Genomic DNA, 12,880 nt, shown 5'->3' with positions numbered 1-12,880 from the left:
CGACGCGGAGCGTCGCACGATAGTTGAAAGAAAGTGCTTTTTTATCGCGGTGGCACCGACGACGCAGAGTGCGACGTAAAGAACCGAGAGGTGTCCGCCAGAGCACCTCTCGATCCATCAGCAAAAACGCAACAAAACGTGGCACAGTCGCCCCGAAAAATGGCACATTGGCGCCCCCAGGCGCATGTGACACATTTTGTAATCATCCGTCCGGGAGACCTGAAAACCTTTTTATGGATGAATATCATGGCGACCAGCGCTCAGCCCGCAACGGCGACGGCCTCGACCACCCCCCAAACCAGCCCGCTGGTCATGCGCATCATCGGGGCAGTTGCCCTCGCACACCTGATCAATGACCTGATCCAGGCCATCCTTCCGTCGATCTACCCGATGCTCAAGGCCAGCTACGACCTGAGCTTCACCCAGATTGGCCTGATTACCCTGACGTTTCAGATCACCGCATCGTTGCTGCAACCGTGGGTCGGTTATTACACCGACCGCCACCCCAATCCACTGGTACTGCCCGTCGGGTCGATCTGCACGCTGATCGGTATCGTGATGATGTCGGTGGTAGGCAGCTTTCCATTGATTCTGCTGGCGGCAGCCCTGATCGGTATTGGCTCATCGACGTTTCACCCGGAGGCCTCGCGCATCGCACGACTGGCGTCCGGCGGGCGCTTCGGGCTTGCGCAATCGACTTTTCAAGTGGGCGGCAATACCGGCTCCGCGTTCGGGCCATTGCTGGCAGCGGCGATCATCATCCCGTTCGGTCAGGGTAATGTGGCCTGGATCGGCCTGTTCGCGCTGTTTTCCCTGGGCTTGCTGTACGCGATCAGCCGCTGGTATCGCGCGCACCTCAACCTGTTCAAGCTCAAGGCCGGCCAGGTGGCGACTCATGGCCTGTCGAGAAAACGCGTGATCGCCTCGCTGGCAGTGCTGGCGTTTCTGGTGTTCTCCAAGTTTTTCTACATGACCAGCCTGACCAGCTACTTCACGTTCTACCTGATCGAGAAGTTCGACCTGTCGGTCGCCAGCTCGCAGTTGCACTTGTTTCTGTTTTTGGGCGCAGTGGCAGCCGGGACATTCTTCGGTGGCCCGATTGGCGACCGCATCGGCCGTAAGGCGGTGATCTGGTTTTCGATCCTCGGCGCTGCGCCGTTCACCCTGGCGCTGCCGTACGCGGACCTGTTCTGGACCAGTGTGCTCAGCGTGATCATCGGTTTTGTGCTGGCCTCGGCGTTCTCTGCCATCGTGGTGTATGCCCAGGAACTGGTGCCTGGCAACGTTGGCATGATCGCCGGGATCTTCTTCGGCCTGATGTTCGGCTTCGGCGGCATCGGTGCTGCCTTGCTCGGCTACCTGGCTGACAGTCATGGCATTCTGTTCGTCTACACGCTGTGTTCATACCTGCCGCTGCTCGGCATTCTCGCGATTCTTCTACCCCGGACCAAGTAATGCTCATAGCCACGCTGATCTTCCTGTTTACCATCACGCTGGTCATCTGGCAGCCCAAGGGGCTTGGCGTCGGCTGGAGTGCGGTGCTCGGGGCAGGGCTGGCGTTGCTGACCGGCGTGGTGCACCTGGGCGACATTGCCGTGGTGTGGGGCATCATCTGGAATGCCACGGCGACTTTCATTTCGCTGATCATCATTACGCTGTTGCTGGATGAGGCCGGTTTCTTCGCTTGGGCGGCGCTGCACGTCGCGCGCTGGGGCAAGGGTAAAGGTCGTCGTCTGTTTGCCTTGTTCGTGCTGTTCGGCGCGCTCGTGTCGGCGTTGTTCGCCAACGACGGTGCCGTGCTGATCCTCACTCCTATCGTCATCGCCATGATGCTGGCGTTGCGCTTTTCCGCTGCTTCTACCCTGGCCTTCGTAATGGCAGCCGGCTTCATCGCCGACACGGCGAGCCTGCCGCTGGTGGTGTCGAACCTGGTCAACATCGTTTCGGCGGACTACTTCAAGATTGGTTTCAACCGCTACGCCGCCGTCATGGTGCCGGTGAATCTGGCCAGTGTTGCCGCCACCCTGGCCGTGCTGATGTGGTATTTCCGCCGCGATATCCCCCGTGAATTCGAACCCGAGCATCTGGACAAACCCGAGACGGCCATTCATGACCGGGCGACGTTTCTGGCCGGCTGGGCGGTATTGCTGATTTTGCTGGTCGGCTGTTTTGCCCTTGAGCCACTGGGCATTCCGATCAGCGCGATTTCTTCCGTGTGTGCGTTGCTGTTGCTGGCCATCGCCGCCAAAGGGCACACGATCAAGACGCGCAAGGTGATGAAAGAAGCGCCGTGGCACATCGTGATCTTTTCCCTGGGCATGTACCTGGTGGTATATGGCCTGCGTAACGCCGGGCTGACGAATTATCTGGCTGATCTGCTGGACTGGTTTGCCGGCTACGGAATCTGGGGCGCGGCGATGGGCACCGGGCTGATGACGGCGTTCCTGTCATCGATCATGAACAACATGCCGACGGTACTGATCGGGCTGCTGTCCATCGACGCAAGCCACGCCCGCGGGGCGATTCAGGAAGCGATGATCTACGCCAACGTGATCGGCAGCGACCTGGGGCCGAAAATCACCCCGATCGGCAGTCTGGCTACGCTGCTCTGGCTGCACGTGCTTGAGCGCAAGGGCATCACCATCAGTTGGGGTTATTACTTCAAGGTCGGCATCGTACTGACCTTGCCGGTCTTGTTGATCACGCTGGCGGCGCTGGCGCTGCGATTGAGCTGAAAGCATGGCTGGTGTCGGCCAGGTTAGGCCACATGTCCGACACCAGAAACAGGCGCTCGGCTTCTTCCCAGTGGCCCTCGCTGTTCTCGCTCAGGCGCACCAGCAATTGCGCCGGGGCCAGCGGATCGAGCTCGCTCAGCCAGTCTTGCAACTGCCCGTCGCTCCAGGTCTCGGCGTAACGCGCTGGAGCCAGCCAGGCGTGGCGCGGCAGCGGTTGCCAACGGCCAGGTGTGCTTTGTGCCAGAAACGCTTTCCAGTCACGCTGGTGCAGCCAGCGCCCTTTGAGGTGCCGGGGATGAACGCCTTCAGGAGAGGAGCACGAACCGGGCCACGGATACAGCAGGTAGCCACCCAGCCACAATTTCGCGCTGAAAGCCTCGACGCCCAGCGCCGCCAGTGCCTCACGGCTTTCCGGGCGAGCTGACATCGGCAACTGGTGCTGACTCAGGTGCGCAAGCTTTCGGTCCAGCCGGTCATTGCAGCCAGGTCCTAGCCAGCAGGCCGGATCGCGGCCGTCACTGTCCTGCGGCCCCAGGTAAAGCTTGATTGCCAGCTCGATGTGATGCACGCCGTCACGATCACGCAGCAGCATGTCCAGTTCGCCAAGCGTCTGGCCGCCGAGCCGGATCGGCAGGTTGGCGGCAATGATCTCCACCCCCGGCGCGTGTTGTACTGCGAACTGCCAGAGCCGTTCGTAATAGCGGCCCAGTCGCCGGGTTGCCGCCAGCGCCAGCCAGTCTTCCAGCGGGCCGCTGTCACGGTCGAGGCGCCAGAGGAAGTCTGCGAGTTGTTCCGGGGCATTTACCCACTCGCTGCCGGCCAGCGGATGGCGCTGCGCCCAGGGCGCGGTTTCAAGCATGGGTGGCGCGAGTATCACCCAGGCAAGGTCGCGCACCTCGGGGTGGCGCAATTGGCGGGGCAGGTCGATCAGGCTGGGAAATAGAGTCATGCACCGAGGATAGCGTGAGTCAGTGCTCGCAGGCAGTCTGTTTGCGCACAGGCGGCGAAGCTTTCATACGCAGGCCTGTAACCGTTTGTCGGTATCATTCGTGATTCTTTAATCAAGAGACCGATTAATTACAGCGCAGATTAATCATGGGGGCAGGGCAAGCGTCGGTTGAAAAGTCTTTTGATAAGGCCGTGCGTACGGTCTGTCAAATAGGTGCTGTATTTTTCCTGCTTGAAATATCAGCGATATTTGTAAATCATGTTTATTCATTCCGTCTGTTTCAAGTGTGATCAAGCCGGGTGATTATGAAAATTCGGTCGACTCTTTTGCCGCGTGGGTTAAGCGGTATTTTTGCGGCAGATGTTCCTCTCGGGAAACTGGATGCCTGGAGTTGTCTATGAATGGTGAAATGCAGACACGGATAAAGCATCTGCTCTCGCCCGCCATTGCGCTTGTGCAATGTATTGCGATTGTCTGTTGGCTGGCTGTCCTGATCGTCACGCCGAATGTTAATTGCGGCGCTCGCGAGATCGCCTTGACCACGGGGCTGGTGCTGACCTGCTGGTGGCAATATCGCGCCACGCATTTCAGCGTCTGGCGTGGTGTGGGCATGGCTTCGGTAATCATCGTGGCCCTGAGCTTTTCGCGGGCCAGTCAGTTGAACAGCGAACTGGGTATCAACTGGGCATTGCCGATCGCGCTCATGATCATCCTGTGCTCGACATTGTTGGTGGTATATACCCGCGACTATCTGTTTGTGTCGGTGCTCTCCTGGATCATTCTTTCTCCCGCGCAGGGTATCGACACGGACAGTGCCGCCTATGTATTCATGATGCTGTTCTTTGTTTCGTCGATTGCTCTGGGTGTCGTACTGAATCACACCTACACCCGAACCCTGCGCAAGGTGTTGACATTGGAAAGCCGGTTTCGCGAACTGTCGCTGACCGATGACCTGACCGATATATTGAATCGCCGGGCATTGATGCTGGCACTCGATGAACAGCTGGCGAATAACAGTGGCGGTTATTTTCTGATGCTCGACATCGATAATTTCAAAACCATCAACGATCAGTTCGGGCATGACGCAGGCGATGAAGTTTTGCGTCTCATGGCGTCATGCCTGCAACAAACGCCGGGAAGTCTTGCGTTCGGTCGCATGGGGGGAGAGGAGTTTGGCGTCATTCTTCCTGTTTCCGGTGAGCCTGTGGCCTGTGACTATGTACTGCGCCTGCTGGACACCATCAGAAGATCGCCGGCGGTCAGTTCTCTGACCTGCAGTGCAGGGCTTGCCGACATCGATGCGAACTCGACCAGTTCGCAAGTGCTCAAGACGGCTGACATCAATATGTATCAGGCCAAGCGGGAGGGTAAGGACCGGGCATTCTGGAGGGGTGTGCCGATGACTGACTTGCCAGCGCAAGGCCCGATGGGTGAGGGCGAAGAGGTTCGGGCGTTGGCGCCGTAGTGTTTTTGTTCAGACGCGGCGAAACAGGGCCGAAGCCCCGTTGGGTAGATTTGGAATAATCATCGGTCGTCCTGGCAGGCTGTGAACATGAATTACAAAACGGCAGGCTTGTGCACTCCGAGAAAATCATCCTCTTCAACAGGATAGGGTGAGAACCGATTCACATCGGTTGCCCCTTTGGCATTCAAGTCGATACGGCCGTTGGCATCAATGTGGATCGTGGTAGTTGGCCATTTTGGATCAATGTTCACGCAGCCGCTGATTCCTGCGTTGTCCCACCATTGGAAATGCATGAAGAAATCTTTTTTTGAAATATGTGGCCGGCATCCGAGATTGCCCCGCCAGGCGATATACCCCCTCTGCTTATACGGTGATCGGTGATCCATGTATAACGAACCCCTCTGGCCGCTTTATCTGAATAATAAACCCTTACTTCAGGGGTCGCAAAATCCCGTAGCGCCAGGATGAAAAAATGGCGGTTAACCTTGGGGAGCGAATCAGTGTATTGAATATGATTTTTCGATTCATATTTTGCTCTTTTTTATAGACTCGTCAAAGCATGTGTGCAATCTCAGCGCGTCTCCCCATTGATCGGCAGGGACATCATCCATTGTCGGGTTTCTTGCGCAGCGTCGTATTTGAGCAGTTTCTTCAACTTCTGGACGGTGGGATGTAGAAGGTTTCGGTTCATCTCGTCAGCGATGTAACGGGTCAGTTCTGCCATCTGATCCGGGTGATTGCAGACCGGCTCTGTGGTCGTATCGGGAGTGACGGGCAAGAACACTCCGCGTCCTCGCCTGTTTTTGCCTTGCCTGACCTTCGCTCGCCGACTTTTCGTACAGAGCCTTGGTGCATTGAAAACGGACGAAACTAGAGAATATTCTCTGCCGGGTATGTAAGGCGATTCCGAGAGATTTGAGCGAATCAACGTCTTTTCGATGGATCTTTGCGTGCCGGTTTGCCGCTGCCTTGCCGTTTCGCCCATAATCGCTGCTTTAAGTCGTCTCGAACCGCAGCAGGAGCCTCATGGAGCAATTTCGAAATATCGGCATCATCGGTCGCCTCGGCAGTGTTCAGGTGCTCGATACCGTACGCCGACTCAAGAGATTCCTGCTGGACCGGCATCTGCATGTCATCCTCGAAGAGACCATTGCCGAAGTCCTGCCCGGTCATGGCCTGCAGACTTCGTCGCGCAAGATGCTTGGCGAGGTCTGCGACATGGTCATCGTGGTCGGTGGCGATGGCAGCCTGTTGGGTGCTGCGCGTGCCCTGGCCCGGCACAATGTGCCGGTGCTGGGCATCAATCGCGGCAGCCTGGGCTTTCTGACCGACATCCGCCCCGACGAGCTGGAGGTCAAGTGCGCCGAAGTGCTCGATGGGCATTATCTGGTCGAAAACCGCTTCCTGCTGCAGGCCGAAGTGCGCCGCCACGGTGAAGCCATCGGCCAGGGCGATGCGCTCAACGACGTGGTACTGCACCCCGGCAAGTCCACGCGCATGATCGAGTTCGAAATCTACATAGACGGCCAGTTTGTCTGTAGCCAGAAGGCCGACGGCCTGATCGTCGCGACACCGACCGGTTCGACCGCCTACGCGCTGTCGGCGGGCGGGCCGATCATGCACCCCAAGCTGGACGCCATCGTGATCGTGCCGATGTACCCGCACACGCTGTCCGGGCGGCCCATCGTGGTTGACGGCAACAGCGAGCTGAAAATCGTCGTGTCCAAGGACATGACCATTTATCCGCAAGTGTCCTGCGACGGGCAGAACCACTTCACCTGCGCACCGGGTGACACCATTACGGTCAGCAAGAAGCCGCAGAAGCTGCGCCTGATTCACCCGTTGGATCACAACTATTACGAAGTCTGCCGCACCAAGCTCGGCTGGGGCAGCAGGCTCGGCGGCGGGGGCGATTAATGCTCGATCCGGCGCGTGGCTATGATCTGATCGGTGACGTGCACGGGTGCGCCCATACCCTGGAGCACTTGCTGGAACTGCTGGGCTACCGTCTGCAGGCTGGCGTGTGGCGCCACCCTGAGCGCATCGCGATTTTCCTCGGCGACATCATCGACCGAGGGCCGCGTATTCGCGAATCGCTGCACATCGTGCGCGACATGGTTCAGGCCGGGCAAGCGTACTGCATCATGGGCAACCATGAGTTCAATGCGCTGGGCTGGATGACACCGGCGCTGCCCGAGAGCGGTCACCTGTTTGTGCGCGAGCACACCCCGCGCCATGCCCGTTTGATCGGCGAAACACTGGCGCAATTCGAAGCATATCCGGATGAATGGAACGAGTTCGTCAACTGGTTCTACGAGCTGCCCCTGTATATTGATGCCGGACGTTTCCGAGTGGTGCACGCCTGCTGGGACGCGACCCTGATCGACCCGTTGCGCGGCCTGCACGGGACCGGCTGCATCGACAGGCATTTTGTGCAAGCGTCGGCAGTGCCCGGCAGTTTCGCCAGCAACGTGTTCAACCGCCTGTTGCGAGGCACCGACATGCGCCTGCCGCATGGCCTGACCCTGACCGGTGGCGACGGGCTGACGCGTGAGTTCTTCCGCACCAAGTTCTGGGAAGATAACCCGCAGACCTACGGCGACGTGGTCTTCCAGCCCGACGCTCTGCCCGAAGGCGTGGCCAAGACGCCATTGTCCACGTCCGAAAAAAACGCATTGCTGCGCTACGGCAGCAACGAACCGCTGCTGTTTGTCGGTCATTACTGGCGCAGCGGTATCCCCGCACCCATCCGGCCGAACCTGGCATGCCTGGATTACAGCGCGGTGCTCTACGGCAAGCTGGTCGCCTATCGGCTGGATCAGGAAACACACGTCGATCCGGACAAATTCGTCTGGGTCGATGTTCAGCGTCCCGAGGTTTCACCATGAGTCCCGTTGCCGTCTTGCGTTTGCCGCTGACTACCGATCTGAGCGGTTTTGTTCGTTTGTTGCAGCGCTTGCAGATCCCTCACCGGGTCAGCGAAGAGGCTGGTGAGCAGGTGCTCTGGGTTCCGGACGCCGAGCGGCTGGCCGATGACGTGCGGGACTTGTATACGCGCTTTCCCGAGGGGGACGAACACGTTCAACTGGCCGACGCTTCCCAGGCGCCCACGTACAAGGCTCCGGGCCTGATCGAGCAGTTGCGCAACAGCCCGGTGACAGCGCTGGTGCTGATGGTCACTTTGCTGGTGGCGGGCCTGACGCTGTTGGGCGACAACCTGGACGCCATCCGCTGGCTGACTTTTCAGGATTTTCGTATCAATGGCGAATACGCGACGTTTCTGCCGTTGCCTGAAACGCTGGCTTCCGGGCAATGGTGGCGCATCGTCTCGCCGATGCTGATCCACTTCGGCATTCTGCATCTGGCCATGAACGGCATGTGGTTCTGGGAGCTGGGCCGGCGCATCGAAATTCGTCAGGGCAGCGTGTCCCTGTTGTTGCTGACGCTGCTGTTTTCAGCGGTTTCCAACTACGTTCAATACCTGTTCAGCGGTCCAAGCCTGTTCGGCGGCCTGTCTGGGGTGCTGTACGGGTTGCTGGGTCATTGCTGGATCTATCAAATGCTGGCACCCAACCCGGTTTACCGGCTGCCACGTGGCGTGTTGATCATGATGCTGGTCTGGCTGGCGCTGTGCCTGTCCGGTCTGGTGAGCATGCTCGGCTTCGGCGAGATCGCCAACGGTGCGCATGTCGGCGGGCTGATCATCGGCTGTATCACCGGCCTTTTCGGTGGTGCGATTGCACGCCGCAAGGCCTAGAATCACTGGCTACTTTCTGGAGTGCCCTATGTCGTCTTTTATAGAAATGATTGAAAACATCACCCCGGATGTCTACGAGAGCCTGAAGCTGGCCGTGGAAATCGGCAAATGGTCCGATGGCCGCAAGCTGACTCAGGAACAGCGTGAACTGTCGTTGCAGGCGTTGATCGCCTGGGAAGCGCAGAACCTGCCGGAAGACCAGCGCACGGGCTACATGGGGCCGCAGGAATGCGCTTCAAAATCGGCGCCTGTGCCTAATATCCTGTTCAAATCGGATGCCATTCATTGATCGAAATTGGTCGCGGAGCTGTCAACAAAATGTCGGCGCGTCAGGATGACGCGTCGTTTGTGCAATACGCTTTTCGCCTGGGCGACACCGAGATCGCGGTCAACCCGCTGATCGGCAAGACGCTGCGGCTGGAGTTTCTCGGCGCCATTCACTGCAGTCATTGCGGGCGCAAGACCAAATCCAGTTACAGCCAGGGTTATTGCTATCCGTGCATGCTCAAGCTGGCGCAGTGCGACATATGCATCATGAGCCCGGAAAAATGCCACCACGATCAGGGCACGTGCCGTGATCCGTCGTGGGGCGAGCAATTTTGCATGACTGATCACATTGTTTATCTGGCCAACTCGTCAGGCGTGAAGGTGGGCATCACCCGGTCCACTCAACTGCCGACCCGCTGGCTGGATCAGGGCGCAAGCCAGGCGCTGCCGATCCTGCGCGTGGCCACCCGGCAACAGTCGGGCTTCGTCGAAGACCTGCTGCGCAGCCAGGTAGCCGATCGCACCAACTGGCGTGCGCTGCTCAAAGGCGACGCTCAGCCTGTCGATCTCAAGGCCATTCGCCAGGAACTGTTCGACAGCTGCGGCGCCGGGCTGCTTGGATTGCAAGAACGATTCGGTCTGCAAGCCATCCAATTGCTACATGACGCCGAGCCTGTCGAGTTTCGTTACCCGGTCGAGGCGTATCCGACCAAGATTGTCAGCTTCAACCTGGACAAGAACCCGATTGCCGAGGGCACGCTGCTGGGGATCAAGGGCCAATACCTGATTTTCGACACTGGCGTGATCAACATTCGCAAATACACGGCCTATCAACTGGCCGTGCATCAGTAGAAGGATTCCAGCATGCGCACCGAACAACCGAAAATGATTTACCTGAAGGACTACCAGGCTCCCGAGTACCTCATCGATGAGACGAACCTGACCTTCGAGCTGTTCGACGACCACTCGCTGGTCCACGCCCAACTGGTCATGCGCCGCAACCCGGAGCGTGGCGCAGGCCTGCCGCCGCTGGTGCTGGACGGCCAGCATCTGGAACTGGTTTCGGTGAAACTGAGCGACATCGAGCTGGGCGCTGCTGATTATCAACTGACAGACGATCACCTGACGCTGCATCCACAGGCCGAAAGCTTCACGGTCGACAGCACCGTGCGCATCCATCCTGAAACCAATACCGCGCTGGAAGGCCTGTACAAGTCCAGCGGCATGTTCTGCACCCAGTGTGAGGCCGAGGGCTTTCGCAAGATTACCTACTACCTCGACCGCCCTGACGTGATGAGCACATTCACCACCACGCTGAGCGCCGACAAGCAGAACTTTCCGATCCTGCTGTCCAACGGCAACCCGATTGCCAGCGGCGAAGAAGAGGGCGGACGGCACTGGGCGACCTGGGAAGACCCGTTCATGAAGCCAGCCTACCTGTTCGCGCTGGTGGCCGGTGATCTGTGGTGCATCGAAGACACCTTTACCACCATGAGTCAGCGGGAAGTGACCCTGCGCATCTATGTCGAGCCAGAAAACGTCGATAAATGCCAGCACGCCATGACCAGCCTGAAAAAATCCATGCGTTGGGATGAAGAGGCCTACGGTCGCGAGTATGACCTGGATATCTTCATGATCGTGGCGGTCAACGATTTCAACATGGGCGCGATGGAGAACAAGGGCCTCAACATTTTCAATTCCAGCGCCGTGCTGGCCCGCGCCGAAACGGCTACTGATGCCGCGCACCAGCGCGTCGAAGCGATCGTCGCCCATGAATATTTCCACAACTGGTCGGGCAACCGCGTGACCTGCCGTGACTGGTTCCAGCTGTCACTCAAGGAAGGCTTCACGGTGTATCGCGACGCCGGTTTCTCGGCCGACATGAACTCGGCCACGGTCAAGCGTATTCAGGACGTTGCTTACCTGCGCACCCACCAGTTTGCCGAAGATGCCGGCCCGATGGCCCATGCCGTGCGCCCGGACAGCTTTATCGAAATTTCCAACTTCTACACCCTGACCGTGTACGAAAAAGGTTCGGAAGTGGTCGGCATGCTTCACACCCTGCTGGGGGCTCAAGGCTTTCGCAAGGGCAGCGACCTGTACTTCGAGCGCCACGACGGCCAGGCAGTGACCTGCGACGACTTCATCAAGGCCATGGAAGACGCCAATGGCGTTGACCTGACCCAGTTCAAGCGCTGGTACAGCCAGGCGGGCACGCCGCGTCTGGCGGTCAGCGAGTCGTATGACGCTGCTGCGAACACCTACAGCCTGACCTTCCGCCAGAGCTGCCCGACCACACCGGGCCAGCCTGGTGATCAGAAACAGCCTTTCGTGATTCCGGTCGAGCTGGGCCTGCTGGACAGCAAAGGTGGCGAGATCGCCCTGCGCCTGGCCAACGAAACCGCCGCAACCGGCAGCACGCGGGTGCTTTCGGTGACTGAGGCCGAGCAGACGTTCACCTTTGTCGATCTCGCTGAAAAGCCACTGCCGTCCTTGCTGCGTGGCTTCTCGGCACCGGTCAGGCTGAGCTTCCCGTACGACCGCGACCAGTTGATGTTCCTGATGCAGCACGACAGCGACGGCTTCAACCGCTGGGATGCGGGCCAGCAACTGTCGGTTCAGGTGTTGCAGGAACTGATCGCTCAGCACCAGCAAGGTCAGCCACTGGTCATGGATCAGCGCCTGATTACCGCACTGGGCACCGTACTGGCGGATGAGCAACTTGATCAGGCCATGGTCGCGGAAATGCTTTCACTGCCGGGCGAGGCTTACCTGGCCGAGATCAGCGAAGTGGCCGATGTCGATGCCATTCACGCTGCTCGCGAATTTGCTCGCCAACAACTGGCCGATGGCCTGTTTGACAGCCTGCTGGCGCGCTACAAGGCCAACCGCGAGCTTTCCAAGGCCACGCCATACGTTGCCGAATCTGCGCATTTCGCCCGTCGCGCGCTGCAGAACATCGCGCTGTCGTACCTGATGCTCAGCGGCAAACCTGAAGTGCTGGCGGCGACCATCGACCAGTTCGACACCAGCGACAACATGACCGAGCGCCTGACGGCACTGGCCGTGCTGGTCAATTCGCCGTTCGCTGAAGAGCGCGACAAAGCGCTGGCCGTGTTCGCTGAGAACTTCAAGAACAACGCGCTGGTCATGGATCAATGGTTCAGCGTCCAGGCGGCCAGCACCCAGCCGGGTGGCCTGCAACGCGTACAGGAATTGATGAAACATCCTGCCTTCAGCATCAAGAACCCGAACAAGGTCCGCGCCCTTATCGGCGCGTTTGCCGGGCAGAACCTGATCAACTTCCACGCTGCGGACGGCTCTGGCTACCGCTTCCTGGCGGACCTGGTCATTGAACTGAACGCCCTGAACCCACAAATCGCCTCCCGCCAACTGGCCCCTCTGACCCGCTGGCGCAAATACGACAGCGCCCGTCAGGCGCTGATGAAAGCAGAGCTGGAGCGCATCCTCGCCTCCGGCAAACTGTCGGCGGATGTGTATGAAGTGGTGAGCAAAAGCCTGGCTGAATGAGGGTTGATGCGGTGCTGATTGCGTAAATGGCACGCTCAGGAAAGGCGCTATCTGCTGATGTGGGTAGCGCCTTTTTTGTGTCTTTCGCCCCGATTTATTCGGTGCCTGATGATCCGTCTTCGTGGACAAGTCCACTCCCACAAAGGCTCATACGCACAGGTTGTCCTGAAAAAATC

12 protein-coding genes are annotated in these 12,880 nt (G+C 58.9%); 9 read left to right on the top strand and 3 right to left on the bottom strand.

Annotated features, from left to right (window positions below):
* The first annotated feature begins 246 nt into the window (after positions 1-246).
* The gene (locus PSPTO_RS19675) at positions 247-1,455 is read left to right on the top strand and encodes an MFS transporter (RefSeq protein WP_005769084.1); all 1,209 of its coding nucleotides are present in this window, start codon (positions 247-249) and stop codon (positions 1,453-1,455) included.
* The gene (gene arsB / locus PSPTO_RS19670) at positions 1,455-2,735 is read left to right on the top strand and encodes an arsenical efflux pump membrane protein ArsB (RefSeq protein WP_005769085.1); all 1,281 of its coding nucleotides are present in this window, start codon (positions 1,455-1,457) and stop codon (positions 2,733-2,735) included. Before PSPTO_RS19675 ends, arsB begins: the two co-directional genes overlap by 1 nt.
* Here arsB and PSPTO_RS19665 read toward each other — a convergent pair.
* Positions 2,701-3,684, bottom strand: coding sequence for a DUF1853 family protein (locus PSPTO_RS19665; protein ID WP_011104731.1), 984 nt, complete (start codon positions 3,682-3,684; stop codon positions 2,701-2,703). The two genes, arsB and PSPTO_RS19665, sit on opposite strands and share 35 nt — an antisense overlap.
* Positions 3,685-4,081: 397 nt before the next feature.
* Between PSPTO_RS19665 and PSPTO_RS19660 the strand changes: the two genes are divergently transcribed.
* Positions 4,082-5,149 carry a GGDEF domain-containing protein gene (locus tag PSPTO_RS19660; RefSeq protein WP_011104730.1) on the top strand — a complete coding sequence of 356 codons (1,068 nt, stop codon included), beginning with the start codon at positions 4,082-4,084 and terminating at the stop codon, positions 5,147-5,149.
* A 92-nt stretch (positions 5,150-5,241) separates the two neighbouring features.
* Here the strand turns inward: PSPTO_RS19660 and PSPTO_RS19655 are convergent, their stop codons facing one another.
* Both PSPTO_RS19655 and PSPTO_RS19650 read right to left on the bottom strand, forming a co-directional pair.
* Positions 5,242-5,442, bottom strand: a complete 201-nt coding sequence (locus PSPTO_RS19655; RefSeq protein WP_046463340.1) for a hypothetical protein — start codon at positions 5,440-5,442, stop codon at positions 5,242-5,244.
* A gap of 278 nt (positions 5,443-5,720) precedes the next feature.
* A complete protein-coding gene (locus PSPTO_RS19650; protein ID WP_046463339.1) occupies positions 5,721-5,933 on the bottom strand; it encodes a hypothetical protein in 213 nt (70 codons plus the stop codon).
* A gap of 242 nt (positions 5,934-6,175) precedes the next feature.
* Between PSPTO_RS19650 and PSPTO_RS19645 the strand changes: the two genes are divergently transcribed.
* The 6 genes from PSPTO_RS19645 to pepN are packed head-to-tail and all read left to right on the top strand — an operon-like array spanning position 6,176 to position 12,704.
* Positions 6,176-7,066 carry an NAD(+) kinase gene (locus tag PSPTO_RS19645; RefSeq protein ID WP_003382947.1) on the top strand — a complete coding sequence of 297 codons (891 nt, stop codon included), beginning with the start codon at positions 6,176-6,178 and terminating at the stop codon, positions 7,064-7,066.
* The gene (locus PSPTO_RS19640) at positions 7,066-8,037 is read left to right on the top strand and encodes a metallophosphoesterase (RefSeq protein WP_011104727.1); all 972 of its coding nucleotides are present in this window, start codon (positions 7,066-7,068) and stop codon (positions 8,035-8,037) included. The genes PSPTO_RS19645 and PSPTO_RS19640 overlap by 1 nt, the downstream gene beginning before the upstream one ends.
* On the top strand, positions 8,034-8,906 hold the full coding sequence (locus tag PSPTO_RS19635) for a rhomboid family intramembrane serine protease (protein ID WP_046463338.1): 873 nt from the start codon (positions 8,034-8,036) through the stop codon (positions 8,904-8,906). The genes PSPTO_RS19640 and PSPTO_RS19635 overlap by 4 nt, the downstream gene beginning before the upstream one ends.
* A gap of 28 nt (positions 8,907-8,934) precedes the next feature.
* Complete coding sequence (locus PSPTO_RS19630) at positions 8,935-9,195, top strand: YeaC family protein (RefSeq protein WP_003382943.1); 261 nt, start codon at positions 8,935-8,937, stop codon at positions 9,193-9,195.
* Positions 9,192-10,025 carry a DUF2797 domain-containing protein gene (locus PSPTO_RS19625; RefSeq protein WP_010208878.1) on the top strand — a complete coding sequence of 278 codons (834 nt, stop codon included), beginning with the start codon at positions 9,192-9,194 and terminating at the stop codon, positions 10,023-10,025. The genes PSPTO_RS19630 and PSPTO_RS19625 overlap by 4 nt, the downstream gene beginning before the upstream one ends.
* 12 nt (positions 10,026-10,037) lie before the next feature.
* On the top strand, positions 10,038-12,704 hold the full coding sequence (gene pepN, locus PSPTO_RS19620) for an aminopeptidase N (protein ID WP_011104725.1): 2,667 nt from the start codon (positions 10,038-10,040) through the stop codon (positions 12,702-12,704).
* Positions 12,705-12,880: the final 176 nt, after the last annotated feature.

The sequence above is a fragment of the Pseudomonas syringae pv. tomato str. DC3000 genome (genome assembly GCF_000007805.1).
Lineage (GTDB): Bacteria > Pseudomonadota > Gammaproteobacteria > Pseudomonadales > Pseudomonadaceae > Aquipseudomonas > Aquipseudomonas avellanae.
The sequence above is the reverse complement of the archived record's forward strand: the minus strand, read 5'-3'. Positions and strand labels throughout refer to the sequence as shown.

Bases quoted from the DNA above. Each gene is read 5' to 3' on its own strand.
- PSPTO_RS19675 (WP_005769084.1), top strand. From the start codon at position 247: ATGGCGACCAGCGCTCAGCCCGCAACGGCGACGGCCTCGACCACCCCC.
- arsB (WP_005769085.1), top strand. From the start codon at position 1,455: ATGCTCATAGCCACGCTGATCTTCCTGTTTACCATCACGCTGGTCATC.
- PSPTO_RS19665 (WP_011104731.1), bottom strand. From the start codon at position 3,684: ATGACTCTATTTCCCAGCCTGATCGACCTGCCCCGCCAATTGCGCCAC.
- PSPTO_RS19660 (WP_011104730.1), top strand. From the start codon at position 4,082: ATGAATGGTGAAATGCAGACACGGATAAAGCATCTGCTCTCGCCCGCC.
- PSPTO_RS19655 (WP_046463340.1), bottom strand. From the start codon at position 5,442: ATGCATTTCCAATGGTGGGACAACGCAGGAATCAGCGGCTGCGTGAAC.
- PSPTO_RS19645 (WP_003382947.1), top strand. From the start codon at position 6,176: ATGGAGCAATTTCGAAATATCGGCATCATCGGTCGCCTCGGCAGTGTT.
- PSPTO_RS19640 (WP_011104727.1), top strand. From the start codon at position 7,066: ATGCTCGATCCGGCGCGTGGCTATGATCTGATCGGTGACGTGCACGGG.
- PSPTO_RS19635 (WP_046463338.1), top strand. From the start codon at position 8,034: ATGAGTCCCGTTGCCGTCTTGCGTTTGCCGCTGACTACCGATCTGAGC.
- PSPTO_RS19630 (WP_003382943.1), top strand. From the start codon at position 8,935: ATGTCGTCTTTTATAGAAATGATTGAAAACATCACCCCGGATGTCTAC.
- pepN (WP_011104725.1), top strand. From the start codon at position 10,038: ATGCGCACCGAACAACCGAAAATGATTTACCTGAAGGACTACCAGGCT.